This is a genomic window from Kribbella sp. ALI-6-A (genome assembly GCF_001984195.1).
Taxonomy (GTDB): Bacteria; Actinomycetota; Actinomycetes; order Propionibacteriales; family Kribbellaceae; genus Kribbella.
In genome coordinates this window covers 1-12,400 of the sequence record NZ_MTQN01000009.1, presented here as the reverse complement: position 1 = coordinate 12,400, position 12,400 = coordinate 1, and the positions used below count along the sequence as shown (strand labels likewise).

Here is a 12,400-nt window from a genome sequence, read left to right as displayed (position 1 = left end):
GCGCACATCGGACCAACGGCTGGAGGCACCCCCGACTTTCGTCAGGTGCGGGCTACGACCGGGGGATCGCGGCATGGCCTGTGGATGGCGTGTCAGGCGGCCGCGCCGAACTCGATACCATCACTGCGTGACCGGCAGCTGGGCCGGTCACGGACCCGAGGAGTGCAACGTGTCGGAAGTCAAGGTCCACCTGATCGGCGTCGAGGGCGAGGCTGAGCGGAGTGTGACCGAGACGACGACGATCGGGGAGCTGTTCGCCGAGCTGTTCGGCCAGGACCGCTCCGCCATCGCCGCTCGGGTCAACGGTGAGCTGCGGGACCTGTCCCGGGTCGTCGCCGACGGGGACGAGATCGAGCCGGTGAAGGCCGGGTCGGAGGACGGCCGGGCGATCATCCGGCACTCCACCGCCCACGTGCTGGCCCAGGCGGTGCAGGAGCTGTTCCCGGAGGCCAAGCTGGGCATCGGCCCGCCGGTCGAGAACGGCTTCTACTACGACTTCGACGTGCCGACCCCGTTCACGCCGGAGGATCTGGGCAAGCTCGAGAAGAAGATGCAGCAGATCATCAAGGAGCGGCAGCGGTTCAGCCGCCGGGTGGTCTCCGACGACGACGCGCGCGCCGAGCTGGCCGCCGAGCCGTACAAGCTGGAGCTGATCGGGATCAAGGGCTCCGCGTCCGACGCGGCCGAGGGCGCCTCGGTCGAGGTCGGTGGCGGCGAGCTGACGATCTACGACAACGTCCGGCGTGACGACAGCGTCGCCTGGAAGGACCTGTGCCGCGGGCCGCATGTGCCGGCGACCGGTTACCTGGGCAACTTCAAGCTGATGCGGACGGCCGCGGCGTACTGGCGCGGCAGCGAGAAGAACCCGCAGCTGCAGCGGATCTACGGCACCGCCTGGGAGTCGCGTGACGAGCTGAAGGCGTACCTGACCCGGCTGGAGGAGGCCGCCAAGCGCGACCACCGCAAGCTCGGCACGGAGCTCGACCTGTTCAGCTTCCCCGACGAGATCGGGTCCGGGCTGGCGGTGTTCCACCCCAAGGGCGGCGTGCTGCGCAAGGTGATGGAGGACTACTCCCGCCAGCGGCACGTCGAGGACGGCTACGAGTTCGTCTACTCCCCGCACATCACCAAGGCGCAGCTGTTCGAGACCTCGGGCCACCTGGACTGGTATGCCGACGGCATGTACCCGCCCATGCACCTGGACGAGGAGCGCGGACCGGACGGCGAGATCCGCAAGCAGGGGCAGGACTACTACCTCAAGCCGATGAACTGCCCGATGCACAACCTGATCTTCGACGCGCGCGGCCGGTCGTACCGGGAGCTGCCGCTGCGGCTGTTCGAGTTCGGCACGGTGTACCGGCTGGAGAAGTCCGGCGTGATCCACGGCATGACCCGGGCCCGCGGCTTCACCCAGGACGACGCGCACATCTACTGCACCCGCGAGCAGATGCGCGACGAGCTGAAGAACCTGCTCACGTTCGTGCTCGGGCTGCTGGCCGACTACGGCCTGGACGACTTTTACCTCGAGCTGTCGACCAAGAACCCGGAGAAGTTCGTCGGCTCCGACGAGGTCTGGGACGAGGCGACCGAGACGCTGCGTGAGGTCGCCGAGTCGTCCGGTCTCGAGCTGGTCCCGGACCCGGGCGGCGCGGCGTTCTACGGCCCGAAGATCTCGGTCCAGGCCCGCGACGCGATCGGCCGGACCTGGCAGATGTCGACGATCCAGCTGGACTTCAACCTGCCGGAGCGGTTCGAGCTGGAGTACACCGCCTCCGACGGTTCGCGGCAGCGGCCGGTGATGATCCACCGGGCGCTGTTCGGCTCGATCGAGCGGTTCGTCGCGGTGCTGACCGAGCACTACGCCGGGGTGTTCCCGCCGTGGCTGGCGCCGGTCCAGGTGATCGGCATCCCGATCACCGACGGGCACGTCGACTACCTGTTCGAGGTCGCCCGGCAGCTCAAGGCGCGGGGGATCCGGATCGAGGTCGACGCCTCCGACGACCGGATGCAGAAGAAGATCCGCAACGCCCAGAAGGCCAAGGTCCCGTACATGCTGATCGCCGGCGACGAGGACATGGCGGCCGGATCGGTGTCGTTCCGGTATCGCGACGGCTCGCAGAAGAACGGCATCCCGATCGCGGACGCGATCTCCGAGATCGTCGAGTCGGTCGAGAAGCGCCTTCAGGTATGACCGAGAGCGGACCCACACCGCCGGGCGGCGGGGAGGCCGGACCTCCGCCGCCGCCGTGGGCGGAGGGCGCTCCCGCGGCGGGCGCGTCGGCGGCCGGCGAATCGGTGGACGAGAGCTACGTGGCCGACGGGTGCGAGGGCGGCCGCGGAGGCGCGCCCGGTTCGCCGTACGAGCCGGAGGACGTGGGGCGGCAGGACGGGGTCGGGGATCCTGACCCGTTCCTGCGGCTGTGGACTCCGCACCGGATGGCCTACATCGCCGGGGAGAACAAGCCGACCAGCGGTGACGCCGGGGACGGCTGCCCGTTCTGCCGGATCCCGGCGCTGTCGGACGCCGACGGGCTGATCGCGCGGCGCGGCGAGGCGGCGTACGCGGTGCTGAACCTGTACCCGTACAACCCCGGCCACCTGATGGTCGTCCCGTACCGGCACGTCGCCGACTACACCGATCTGACCCCGGACGAGGTCACCGACGTCGCCCGGCTCACCCAGCAGGCGATGCGGGCCGTCCGCACGGTCTCGGCCGCGCACGGCTTCAACGTCGGCATGAATCAGGGCGACGTGGCCGGCGCCGGGATCGCGGCGCATCTGCACCAGCACGTGGTTCCGCGCTGGGGTGGCGACACCAACTTCATGCCGGTCATCGGCCAGACCAAGGTCCTGCCGCAGTTGCTCGCCGACACGCGGGCACTGCTGGCCAAGCACTGGCCGTCGAGCGACTGACCGCAGGTCGGAGTGCTGGTTCCGCGGCCGGTCAACGGAAGGCGCGCGGTCAGCGGAGGAACAGCGGCAGCAGTGGCTCCACAATGTCGAGCAGCGCCTGCAGGGGAATCTCCCGCGGTGGAGCGGTCAGCGCACTGACCCGGACCACTCGCCGTCCCTGCCGGAAGACCAGCTCGCCTTGGTCCGGCAGGTAGTAGCCGGGCTGTCCGATCGGCGCCGGCCACGGCAGGGGAGTCTGTCGTGCTTCGGGAATCGAGTCGGTGTGCACGGACTCGACGATCGCGACCGTCGCGTCGTCAGTTCCCCAGATGCAGGTCAGCGCGCCGTTCACCCGGTAGTCACGCCGCAGCTGGACATGGACCCCGATGAATCGTTCCGCCATCGCGTTGGCCAACTGACACGCGGAGTCGGACTGCCGAGCCGGCCGGACCACCTCCCGTACGACGTGACGGACCGAGACCGCGACGCGGAGCAGCTCACCGTCGGGCAGTCCGGAGGTGGGGGTGACGCGGACGATCCGGCCGGCGGCCTGGAAGACGATGGCACGGCCGCTCGTCCGCGCGCCGGGTCCGAGGTCGCGGGCCGCGCCGCCGAGCTTCTCGGCCGGTTCGAACATGCCGAGCGTGTTGGCGACCCGTTCGAGGGTGCCGGGGGCAACGGGCAGGGCGCTGACTCCGATGACGACCGGCAGGCCACCGACGACGAGCGTGCACAGATCGAGGGCGGGCAGGCCGCCGTCGTTCCACCCGTAAGGCTTGGCCGTCCAGCTGCTGCTCGGTCGTTTGACGAGATTGGCAGGGCCGGCGACCGCCATACAGGCGTGGTTGCCGGGTTGCCCGGCGGTGCCGTCGAGTCCTTCTGGTGGCGGCGGGGCGATCACCGTCGGCACGGGGACGGCTGGGCGGGGAGGCTCGGGCGGCGGCTCGCTGGCGCGGCGTGCGACGGAGCACCCGGACAGCAAGGCGACGGCGAGGACCACTCCGGTCAGCCGTCGCCGCAGGGCGGTTCGGCGTACCGGTCGGGGTGTGGGCATGGTGGCCTCCACGGCCGGGGAGCGAGGCCGGCTCTGCCCATGGTGCGCCTCCGAAGCAGCGGTTCGCCAGTGCCTTCGCAGCGGCTGGAGGTGGGTTCGGAGTGTTCCTGTCACCCGATGGTGATCCGGCTGGACTACGATCGCGTCGCCATGCTTAACAGATTCCGTCAGTTCTGGACCAAGGTGATCGCCCCGATCGCCAACCTTCTGCTGCGGCTCGGGGTGAGCCCGGACGCGGTCACCCTGGTCGGCACGATCGGCGTGTGCGCCGGCGCGCTGGCGTTCTTCCCGCGCGGCCACGTGTGGCTCGGCGCGGTGGTGATCACGCTGTTCGTGTTCTCCGACCTGATCGACGGCTACATGGCCCGGACCTCGGGCACGTCCTCGAAGTGGGGTTCGTACCTGGACTCCACGCTCGACCGGCTCGGCGACGGCGCGATCTTCGGCGGCCTGGTGCTGTTCTACGCCAACTCCGAGGCCGGCGACTCGACGGTGATGACGGGGGTGACGCTGTGGGCACTCGTGATGGGCGCGACCACGTCGTACGCGAGGGCGAAGGCGGAGAGCCTCGGCCTGCACGCCAGCGGCGGACTCGCCGAACGCTCCGACCGACTGGTCGCGGTGCTTGTCGTCGGCTTCTTCTCCGACGTGCTGAACCTGCCGATCCTGCTGGACATCGTGCTGTGGTTGCTGGCGGTCGCCAGCACGATCACGGTTGTCCAGCGCACCCTGTCGGTCCGCAAGCAGGTCCTGGCGGATCCGGCCAACGCACGCCTCGGCACTCCGCCCGCCGGACCGACCGCGGCGGGCGGCGCGCCGGCTTCGGCTGGTGGATCGGGCAACGCGGAGGCCCGGTCGGACAGCGGTTCGGCGCCGGGCTCGGCGCCGCGCGAGGCTGATGGGTCCGACTTCGGCGGCGACCGTCGCGGTGGCGAGCGGGGAGACGGGCCGGACGTGCCCGGGTCCTCTCCGAGCGTCTGAGTCGTGGACGGGCTGCGCCAGCGGGCGGTCGACCTGACCTTCGCGCTGGGCTGGGCTCTGGTACGGCGCCTGCCCGAGCCAGTGGTGACCTGGTTGTTCACCCGTGCCGCCGATCTCGTCGTACGCCGTGACGGCTCGGGCGTTCGCCGGCTGCGCGGCAACCTGTCGGTGGTCCGCCCGGACGCGTCGGCCGAGGAACTGGACGCGCTCGTCCAGGCGGGCATGCGGTCGTACCTGCGCTACTGGCAGGAAGCCTTCCGCCTGCCCGATTGGTCGGACGAGCGGATCGTCGGCCGGGTCCGCGCGGTCAACGAGGAACGGCTGCGTGATGCGCATGCCGCCGGCAAGGGCGTGATCTGCGCTCTGCCGCATCTGGCGAACTACGACCACGCCGGCGCCTGGGCCGGCCGGACCGGGATGCCGGTGTCGACCGTCGCCGAGCGCCTTCGCCCGGAATCGCTGTTCGACCGGTTCGTTGCCTACCGCGCGAAGCTCGGCATGGAGGTCCTGCCGCTGACCGGCAGCGACGAGCACGTGTTCGGCGTACTGGCTGAGCGGCTGCGGGCCGGCGGGTTCGTCTGCCTGGTCGCCGATCGTGATCTGTCCGAGCGTGGGGTGCCGGTCGATTTCTTCGGCCGCAAGTCGCGTATGCCGGCCGGTCCGGCCGCGCTGAGCGTTCGGACCGGCGCACCGCTGATCCCGGCGACGCTGCACTACGACGGTCCTGATCTGGTGATCACCTTCCACCCGGCGATCGACCGCACCGGTGGACTGGCGGCGATGACCCAGCGCTGCGCCGACGCGTTCGCCACCGGCATCGCCGCCCATCCGCAGGACTGGCACATGCTGCAGCGCATCTTCCTGGACTGACCGGGTGAAGATCGGCATCGTCTGCCCGTACTCGCTCGGGACGCCGGGGGGAGTGCAGAACCACGTCCGCGACCTGGCCGAAGCGTTGCTCGCGCGGGGTCACCAGGTGTCCGTGCTGGCGCCGGTCGACGACGACCAGGCGCCGCCGTACGTGGTGTCGGCGGGGCACGCGGTCGGGGTTCCTTACAACGGGTCCGTCGCGCGGGTGACCTTCGGTCCGCGGACGGCGGCCCGGGTGCGGAGCTGGCTGGCCGACGGCCACTTCGACGTCGTCCACGTGCACGAACCGACCACGCCGAGCGCGTCGATCATCGCGCTGTGGGCCGGCGACGGACCGTTCGTCGCGACCTTCCACACCTGGCAGGTCCGCTCGCGGGCGATGAGTGCCGCCTCCGGACTGCTGCGGCCGGCGCTGGAGAAGATCGACGCCCGGATCGCGGTGTCGGAGAACGCGCGCTCGATGATGGTGCAGCACATCGGTGGCGAGGCCGTCGTGATCCCGAACGGCCTGTACGTCGACCGGTTCGCGGGCCGGGCCCGGCCGGAGTGGCAGGGCGCGGACGGCACGATCAGCTTCCTCGGGCGGATGGACGAGCCGCGCAAGGGACTGGCTGTGCTGCTCGCGGCGGTGCCGGCGCTGGTGACACGGTGGCGCGACCTGAAGGTGCTGATCGCGGGAACAGGCCAGGGGGACGAGGCGCGGCGGTCGTTGCCGCCGTACTGCCGGGACAACGTGATCTTTCTCGGCGCGATCGACGACGAGGCGCGGGCGGACATGTTGGCCGGATCGGATCTGTTCGTCGCGCCGCATCTCGGCGGCGAGAGCTTCGGGATCGTGCTGCTGGAGGCGATGGCCGCGGGGGCGCCGGTGGTCGCGAGTGATCTCGCGGCGTTCCGGCAGGTCCTCGACGGGGGACGGCTGGGTGAACTCTTCGAGCCCGGATCGCCGGACGCGCTGGTGGCCGCGTGTATCCGGTTGCTCGCCGCGCCCGAGGAGCGCGAGAAGTTCCGGGCCTCCGGCCTCGCCGCCGTACGGCGTTACGACTGGTCCACCGTCACCGAGGAGATCCTCGCGGTCTACGAACTCGTTGCCCGCTGACCGGCTTCGGGGGAGCCCGGGTGCGAGCTCAGCTGGGGCGGGTGCGGAAGGTTTCGAGCAGCGCGGCCCGGGACTCCGCAGTGAGGGCGTCGGCGGGCAGCGCCTCCAGCGCCTGGGCGGTTCGGCGGATCTGGTCGAGATAGCGGTCGCAGCCGTCGCAGTCGGCCAGGTGGTCGACGAACGCCTGCTCCTCGGCCGGGGTGAGAGCGCGCTCCAGGTACGCCGTCACCTGCTCGACGACCTGCCGGCACTCGAGTTCGTTCACGACGTCGCCTCCTGCGTGTAGTACTTCTCCAGTTTGCCCCGCACGAACGCGCGAGCCCGATGCAGCAGAACCCGCTGGTTCGCCGCCGTGATGCCCAGCAACTCGCAGACCTCCTCCGCCGGCCAGCCCTCGGCGTCCCGCAGCGCGATCACGATCCGCTGCCGCTCGGGCAGTTCGGCCAGCGCCGCGAGCAGCAGTTCGCGAACTTCCTGTCCCAGGACCCCGCTCTCCGGGGCCGGCCACACCGCCGGGGCTTCCCACCAATGCCCCGGAAACGGATCGCCCGCCGACTGGAACCGTCGCGGATCGACCGTCGGCTCGCCAGAACCGGTGTCCTGCACCTCGTCGGACGGGATCATCCGGTGCTCCCGGACACCTCGGCGCTTGGCCGTGTTGGTGAGGATCCGGTAGATCCAGGTCCGCAGCGACGAGCGGCCCTCGAAGTGGTCGATGCCCTCGATCACCGCGAGCCAGGTCTCCTGCACGACCTCGGCGGCGGACTCCTCCGTGGAGACGTAGCTGCGGGCGAGGCGATGCATGCCGCCGGACCAGCGGTCGAGAACGAGTGCGAACGCGCTCTCGTCCCGGTCGCACAGCCGGCGTACCAGCACGCTGTCCACGGGGAGGTCGTCCATCGACTCAGGCTAGTGTCCGAGCGGCCGGACGAGACCGGGAGAGCGCGACCCAGATCAGCGCTGCGCCCGCCAGCAGTACGACGCCGGCCAGCAGCCACCCGGCGGCGTACACGTTGACCTGCTGCGTGACAGCGCCGAAGCCGAGCGCGAACGGGAGGAAGAGGATCCACGAGACCGCGCTGATACCGGACGCGACGCCGGTGCGAATGGTCGAGTCCACCGCGTCGTGCACCAGGCGGCTGACGTGAATCCCGATCACGACGACAAGCAGGGTCAACGTTGTGATCGCCGCGGTCAGTGCGGCCAGGCTGCCACTGGTCAGCAGCACGACGGAGCAACCCACCATCACGGCCGCGACTGTTGCTGCTGGCAAACGTTTGTGGAGGTGCAGCCGCCCGGCCAGCAGCCCGCCGAGGCCGAGCGCGCCGACGACACCGGCCCAGAACGGCCCGTAGAACCCGGCCGGCGCGGACAGTTCGATCAACCACAGCGGCCCGAACTCGTACATCGCCTGCAGGATCACCGCCGCCGTCACCGCGGCCGCCGCGATCGGGATCAGCCGGCCACGGTGCACGATCGCGCGAACCGTGGTCCGGAGGTGTTCGCGCAGCCCAGAGCGCTCACCCGCCTGGTGCAGCCGCGGCTCGTGAAACCGGGAGAGCGCGATCACTGACGCCAGCACGAAGGGGAGCGTGACGAAGTAGGTCAGCCGGGTGGACGCCGCGGCCGCGATCCAGCCGCCGGCGAGCGCGCTGGTGAGCAGGGCGGCGCTCTCGATCAGGCGGATCCGGCCGATCTCCCGCTCGTACGCCGTACTGGTGCCGGTCTCCTCGAGCACGGTGTCGTAGACGATCGCCTCGACGGTGCCGGAGTAGAGCGCGAAGTACAGGCCCAGCACCAGCGCGGCGACGATGTAGGTGACCACGTTCTGGCTCAGCGCGCCGATCAGGACCGCGACCAGCAGCGCGATCCCGGCCAGGCCGAGCACTCCCCGGCGTGACCAGCGATCGGCCAGGACGCCGGACAGCACCTCGGCGACCGGGATCAGTCCGGCGTACGCGGCGGCCATCACGCCGATGGTCGCCGCGTCGAAGCCGATCTCGGTCATGAACAGCTTCTCGACCGGGACCCAGAACGCGATCCCCTGCAGGAACGCCATCACCCGCAGCGGGATCAGGCGCCGCCGCAGAGAACGGGAGATCGCGCTCTCCGGCCGTGTCCGGCTGACGGTTTCGGTCGGTGCGTTGCTGGTCGCGGTCGGCATGACGCCCCCGGGGTGGGTTCGAGAGTTCCTGTCACCGGTGCAGTGTCAGGAGACCCCGGAGGCGTTACAGCGGTGTTCGGTCAGCGGTCAGCGGAGTTCGGCTGCGGTCGCCGCGATGTTGTCCGCGTCGCCGGGCGCCGGGTGCCAGGGGAGCTGGAGCGGGTCGTCCTTGTAGCGCGGTACGACGTGCAGGTGGGTGTGGAAGACGCTCTGCCAGGCGTCGGCGCCGATGCAGCTCAGCAGGTTCGCGCCGTCGGCGTCCAGGCGGTCGATCACCCGGCTGATCAGCGACTGGGCGAGCAGCGTGGCGGCGGTGAGGTCTTCCGGGTCGGTCTCGCGCAGGTCGGTCGAGTGCGCCCGCGGGACGACGAGGAGGTGTCCGCGCGTCGCGGGGTTGATGTCCATGAACGCGATGGCCCGCTCGTTCTCGGCCACCTGCTGCGACGGGATCGAACCCGCGACGATCCCGCAGAAAAGACAGTTCTCGGTCATGCCCCCACCCTAGAGCCGCCCGTCACCGGCCCGGTGCACCTGTACGAGGCGGCCCGGACGACCGACGACAGGCGGACTGGGGCTGGCTTAGACTGCGCGGGCCGGGGTCCAGGCTGGTCGAGTGGCCGGCTGGGTCTGGCGGGGTGAGGCGGAGAAGGGGATGGGATGGCGGACGAGTTGCTGCGGCCGACGATCGTGGCGAACGTCGACCTGTCGGTGCGGCCCTGGCGGCTGATGTCGCAGGCGTACGTCGCGTTCTTCGGCGGCGTGATCGCGGTGACGGTGATCGCCTGGCTCAACGCCCGCCGGCTCGGCGTCGGTGCGGCTCAGCAGCGGCTGATCCTCGGTGTCGGCGGGATCGCCCTGGTCGTCTCCGCGGCCGTGGTCGTGCTGCTGACCGACGACGACGCCGACAGCGGGCTGCGCGTCGCGACCCGCATCGTCGCGGTCCTGTGCTGCTTGGTGCAGCTCCGGCTGCAGCGGCCGATGGACCGCGCGTTCCAGCTGCGTGGCGCCGACTACAAGTCGCTGTGGGGACCAGGGATCGCCGCGGTGATCGGTCTCGGCCTCCTCGAGCTCGTACTGCTCGCCGGCCTGGGGATGGCGCTGTGAGCGAACCGACCGAAGCCCGGCTCCAGATGGCCGGCCACTGGCTCCAGATCGGGCACCCGGAACGCGCTCTCGCGGAGCTGCAGAGCCTCTGGGGCGACGGCGCCCTCGACTACCGGGCCTACCTTTTCCGCGGCGCGGCCCTGCACGCGCTCGACCGGAACACCGAAGCGATCGACGTACTGCGGGACGGCCTCAGCCACCACGGCCCGTTCCTGCCGCTGCTGCAAATCCTGGCGGCGGCGCTGCGCGCGGAGGGCCGGCTGCCCGAAGCCGAGGCAGCGCTCCTGCAGGGCCTCAGCCTGAACCCGAACGACCCCGACCTCCTGCTCGGCTACGCGATGGTCTGCCTGTCGGCCGGTCAGGCGGAGAAGGCGAGCGCACTGGTAGAGCGCGCCGCCTCGCAGGCTCCCGAGAGCGCCCAGGTGTCGGCTGCTCGCGCGCAGGTGGCGTTTGCCCTGGGCAAGGACCGCGACATGCACCGGCACTCGGAGAAAGCGCTCTCTGCCGATCCCGAGGATCCCGCCGCGCGGGCTCTGCACGGCACGTCCGCCATGCTCACGGGCGACCCGAACGCCGGATACCGCTCTCTGGCGTCCGCGGCCGCCGCCGATCCCGGCGACGCCGACCTGCGCGAGGCGGCCCGCGAAGCCCGGCTCGCGAACCACCCGCTGATGCGTCCGCTCCGGCCGTTCCAGCGGTTCAACCCGCTCGTGGTTTGGATCGGTGCGGTCGCCGTCATCTACGGGCTGCGCCTGGCCGGGCTGTGGCCGCTCGCCGCGGTCGCCGCCGTCGGCTGGTTCGCCTTCTGTGTCTACTCGTGGGTGGCGCCGCCATTGCTGCGCCGCTGGATCAACCGGAACTGGTGACGATGACGAACGACCGGATCTCCGCGCTGCGCAAGGCGGTCGAGGCCAACCCCGACGACGTCCTGCTCCGGCTCGTGCTGGCCGAGACCCTCGTTGCCGCCGGCGAGACCGAGGCGGCGCTCGACCAGTACGTCGTACTGCTGGATCAGCAGGGCATGCCCGAGGACCAGCTCACCGTGGTCGGCGAGCTCGCCGCGGCCAACGGCCGGCTCGCGTTGCTGCGCAGCTGCCTCGAGGCGGCGCGTCAGGCCGGAGTCGTCGAAGGCACCGGCCGGCTCCAGCAACTGGTCGACGAGATGATCTCGACCCGGACCGGCGTCAAGGTGAAGGTCGGGCCGGAGGAGACCGGCGACGGTTTCGTCAGCGATGCGCCGAAGGAGGCGACGACCTTCGACCAGGTCGGCGGCATGGACGAGATCAAGCGGGTGATCCACCGGATGGTGATCCTGCCGCTGAGCCGTCCGGAGCTGTATCAGAAGTACGGCCGGCGTTCCGGCGGTGGCGTATTGCTCTACGGCCCGCCCGGCTGCGGCAAGACGCTGCTGGCCCGGGCGACCGCGGGGGAGTGCGGGCTGCCGTTCGTCAACGTCCGGATCGAGGACGTGATGGACCCCTACCTCGGCGTGTCCGAGCGCAACCTGCACGCGGCCTTCGAGCGAGCACGGGCGAACTCACCGTGCGTGCTGTTCCTCGACGAGCTCGACGCGCTGGCGTTCGCGCGGCACAAGCACGGCGGGTCGGAGGCGCGGCGGCTGGTCGACGTACTGCTGCAGGAACTGGACGCGATCGGTTCGGACAACGACGGCCTGCTGGTGATGGCCGCGACCAACGCGCCGTGGGACGTCGACGAGGCGATGCTGCGGCCGGGACGCTTCGACCGCGTGATCTTCGTTCCGCCGCCGGACGAGCAGGCGCGGGCCGACATCCTGTCCGTCGTGCTCAAGGACGTGCCGTCGGCCGGGCTGGATCTGAAGTCGCTGGCCGCGCGGACGCCGATGTTCAGCGGCGCGGATCTCCGAGCGCTGGTCGAGCGCGGGGTGGACGCCGTGATCGACGAGGCGCTGGCGACCGGCGGCGAGCCGCCGCTCGCGATGCAGCACCTCGAGAGAGCGCTCCCCGCGGTCAAGCCGTCGACGCTGGACTGGCTGCACCGGGTCCGCTCGTACATCGAGTTCGCCAACCAGTCCGAGCGGTACGACGACGCCGCGGCGTACCTGAAGTCGAAGGACGTCCGCCGCCGGCTGTCCTAGCTGTACTGCCCAGGAAGGTTGGTTAGGCGGGTGATGGGTGGGAGTTGGCCGATGGCGGTGTGGGGTCGGTGGTGGTTGTAGTGGTGGAGCCAGGCGGGGAGGGCGTCGCGGCGGGCTTGT

14 protein-coding genes are annotated in these 12,400 nt (G+C 70.8%); 8 read left to right on the top strand and 6 right to left on the bottom strand.

Annotated elements, in window-relative coordinates; all coding sequences use genetic code 11:
- Nucleotides 1–169: 169 nt before the first annotated feature.
- Together thrS and BWI15_RS09015 are read left to right on the top strand one after the other, a co-directional pair.
- The gene (gene thrS / locus BWI15_RS09020; protein ID WP_077014784.1) at nt 170–2,191 is read left to right on the top strand and encodes a threonine--tRNA ligase; all 2,022 of its coding nucleotides are present in this window, start codon (nt 170–172) and stop codon (nt 2,189–2,191) included.
- 182 nt (nt 2,192–2,373) lie between these two features.
- Nucleotides 2,374–2,913, top strand: coding sequence for an HIT family protein (locus BWI15_RS09015; RefSeq protein ID WP_237771275.1), 540 nt, complete (start codon nt 2,374–2,376; stop codon nt 2,911–2,913).
- 49 nt (nt 2,914–2,962) lie between these two features.
- On the opposite strand, the gene BWI15_RS09010 is transcribed toward BWI15_RS09015, so the two are convergent.
- On the bottom strand, nt 2,963–3,946 hold the full coding sequence (locus BWI15_RS09010; protein ID WP_237771200.1) for a hypothetical protein: 984 nt from the start codon (nt 3,944–3,946) through the stop codon (nt 2,963–2,965).
- Between the two features lie 150 nt (nt 3,947–4,096).
- On the opposite strand from BWI15_RS09010, the gene pgsA reads away from it, so the two are divergent.
- The 3 genes from pgsA to BWI15_RS08995 are packed head-to-tail and all read left to right on the top strand — an operon-like array spanning nt 4,097 to nt 6,896.
- On the top strand, nt 4,097–4,927 hold the full coding sequence (pgsA, locus tag BWI15_RS09005) for a phosphatidylinositol phosphate synthase (protein ID WP_083750741.1): 831 nt from the start codon (nt 4,097–4,099) through the stop codon (nt 4,925–4,927).
- 3 nt (nt 4,928–4,930) lie between these two features.
- Nucleotides 4,931–5,797: a phosphatidylinositol mannoside acyltransferase gene (locus BWI15_RS09000; protein WP_077013889.1), complete on the top strand. Its 867-nt coding sequence runs from the start codon at nt 4,931–4,933 to the stop codon at nt 5,795–5,797.
- A gap of 4 nt (nt 5,798–5,801) precedes the next feature.
- Nucleotides 5,802–6,896, top strand: coding sequence for a glycosyltransferase family 4 protein (locus BWI15_RS08995; RefSeq protein WP_077013888.1), 1,095 nt, complete (start codon nt 5,802–5,804; stop codon nt 6,894–6,896).
- A gap of 28 nt (nt 6,897–6,924) precedes the next feature.
- Here BWI15_RS08995 and BWI15_RS08990 read toward each other — a convergent pair whose 3' ends face one another.
- The 4 genes from BWI15_RS08990 to BWI15_RS08975 all read right to left on the bottom strand — a co-directional run bounded on the left by BWI15_RS08990 (nt 6,925) and on the right by BWI15_RS08975 (nt 9,552).
- Nucleotides 6,925–7,161 carry an anti-sigma factor family protein gene (locus BWI15_RS08990; protein WP_077013887.1) on the bottom strand — a complete coding sequence of 79 codons (237 nt, stop codon included), beginning with the start codon at nt 7,159–7,161 and terminating at the stop codon, nt 6,925–6,927.
- Nucleotides 7,158–7,796, bottom strand: a complete 639-nt coding sequence (locus tag BWI15_RS08985; RefSeq protein ID WP_077013886.1) for an RNA polymerase sigma factor — start codon at nt 7,794–7,796, stop codon at nt 7,158–7,160. Before BWI15_RS08985 ends, BWI15_RS08990 begins: the two co-directional genes overlap by 4 nt.
- 4 nt (nt 7,797–7,800) lie before the next feature.
- Nucleotides 7,801–9,060 (bottom strand): MFS transporter, encoded by a 1,260-nt coding sequence (locus BWI15_RS08980; RefSeq protein ID WP_083750638.1) that lies wholly within the window; start codon nt 9,058–9,060, stop codon nt 7,801–7,803.
- 87 nt (nt 9,061–9,147) lie between these two features.
- The gene (locus BWI15_RS08975; RefSeq protein ID WP_077013885.1) at nt 9,148–9,552 is read right to left on the bottom strand and encodes an HIT family protein; all 405 of its coding nucleotides are present in this window, start codon (nt 9,550–9,552) and stop codon (nt 9,148–9,150) included.
- A 165-nt stretch (nt 9,553–9,717) separates the two neighbouring features.
- Between BWI15_RS08975 and BWI15_RS08970 the strand changes: the two genes are divergently transcribed.
- Genes BWI15_RS08970 through BWI15_RS08960 form a run of 3 tightly spaced genes read left to right on the top strand, consistent with a single transcriptional unit; the run spans nt 9,718 to nt 12,280 of the window.
- On the top strand, nt 9,718–10,164 hold the full coding sequence (locus tag BWI15_RS08970) for a hypothetical protein (RefSeq protein WP_077013884.1): 447 nt from the start codon (nt 9,718–9,720) through the stop codon (nt 10,162–10,164).
- Nucleotides 10,161–11,030: a tetratricopeptide repeat protein gene (locus BWI15_RS08965; RefSeq protein WP_077013883.1), complete on the top strand. Its 870-nt coding sequence runs from the start codon at nt 10,161–10,163 to the stop codon at nt 11,028–11,030. Before BWI15_RS08970 ends, BWI15_RS08965 begins: the two co-directional genes overlap by 4 nt.
- A 2-nt stretch (nt 11,031–11,032) precedes the next feature.
- Entirely contained in the window at nt 11,033–12,280 is a 1,248-nt protein-coding gene (locus BWI15_RS08960; RefSeq protein ID WP_077013882.1) for a tetratricopeptide repeat protein, read from the top strand.
- Here BWI15_RS08960 and BWI15_RS08955 read toward each other — a convergent pair.
- Nucleotides 12,277–12,400: integrase core domain-containing protein (locus tag BWI15_RS08955; protein ID WP_143465395.1), on the bottom strand; the 124-nt coding region annotated here is incomplete at its 5' end. The two genes, BWI15_RS08960 and BWI15_RS08955, sit on opposite strands and share 4 nt — an antisense overlap.